Below are 1124 nucleotides of genomic sequence, written 5' to 3'. Positions count from 1 at the left end.
GAAAAGCCAGGAGGAGCGTAGTGCCGTGAAAGTGGCACGCTACGTTTTGGATGGGAGGCTAGAGAAGCGATTCTCTGGTCGACCCCTAACAATCGGACTTCTCAGAGAGCGGAACGTCTTTCTTCTATTAATTCAGCTAAAGATTGGTCGATGCCTCTTGTCATTGGGGTTTTGGGCATTGATAACTGAATTTTCTCATCACGGGTTTCTGTTTCAATCTTTTGGTTGGTCGCACTCTGTCTTGGCAAAGGAGTGTTAATTATGCTGTTTTCTAATAATTCTGGTTCTTCTAACAGAGGCTGAGAATCATCTGGTTGATTTTCCGAGCGAGTTCTTCTTTTTCTGGCTCTGCTACCGTCGGTTATGGTTGGTGTTCGTGATGGTGAGGAAACTTCACTCTCGGAGGAAGTTTTTCGGACTCTTCTGATTCTTCTGCTGCCATCGGTCATAATTGCTTCTGTCTTTGCCCGTGATTCTGCTCAATAATAATGATAAGGGTTATCTTGGATTTTTTGGTTTTGTGGAAGGTGAGGAGAAAGATGATTTCTTGAAGATACGCGATCGCGTATCTTCAAGAAGAGGAAAAATTGCGATCTCTAGTAAACCAAGATAAGAATTATATTGATTTTGATAATTTCATTATTTTTAAGAGAATTATCTAAAAATTAATTAATGATATTTAATGCTAACAAATGTAACAACTTGCATAAAATAGCATCGATTAAAATGAGTTACTTAGGGGAGTGTCACAGTAGTTCTACTTCTTTAGTCTATGAGCAAAATTCACTTAGCCTTACAAGTACTGGGAACAAATGATGTTTCTGTTGATGGAAAAAAACAGGGATTGTGGAAGGAAATTCAAGGTGCTAGTTTAGAAGATGTTCGAGAAGGAGTCGAGTATTTTCAAGAAGGCAACTATAATATTGATTTTCCGCTCGTCCAAAAATTAATCGATTTATTAAAAGAGCCGAATAAAAGTTTAAAACTAGGAATAATATTGAGCGATCAAGAAGAATGGGCGGAACAGAAAGAACTAGAGAATTCTAACCAACAAATCGGACAATTGGTTGCTAAAGATGGAAAATGGGCAAAGTCTTTTTTAGAAAGCTGGTTAAAAGAAAAAA

The 1124-nt window shown here is 37.8% G+C and carries 3 protein-coding genes; 2 read left to right on the top strand and 1 reads right to left on the bottom strand.

What is annotated here, in order from left to right:
- Positions 1 to 101: 101 nt before the first annotated feature.
- Positions 102 to 449 (bottom strand): hypothetical protein, encoded by a 348-nt coding sequence (locus H1P_RS33570; RefSeq protein ID WP_144875842.1) that lies wholly within the window; start codon positions 447 to 449, stop codon positions 102 to 104.
- A gap of 14 nt (positions 450 to 463) precedes the next feature.
- Here H1P_RS33570 and H1P_RS37035 point away from each other — a divergent pair, with 14 nt between their 5' ends.
- Both H1P_RS37035 and H1P_RS33565 read left to right on the top strand, forming a co-directional pair.
- Positions 464 to 613, top strand: a complete 150-nt coding sequence (locus H1P_RS37035) for a hypothetical protein (RefSeq protein ID WP_186376309.1) — start codon at positions 464 to 466, stop codon at positions 611 to 613.
- 159 nt (positions 614 to 772) lie between these two features.
- Positions 773 to 1124, top strand: a 352-nt coding sequence (locus H1P_RS33565) for a hypothetical protein (RefSeq protein WP_144875840.1), incomplete at its 3' end; no start/stop codon positions are given.

This window comes from Hyella patelloides LEGE 07179 (assembly GCF_900659865.1).
Lineage (GTDB): Bacteria > Cyanobacteriota > Cyanobacteriia > Cyanobacteriales > Xenococcaceae > Hyella > Hyella patelloides.
This window is presented reverse-complemented; position numbering and strand designations above follow the sequence as displayed.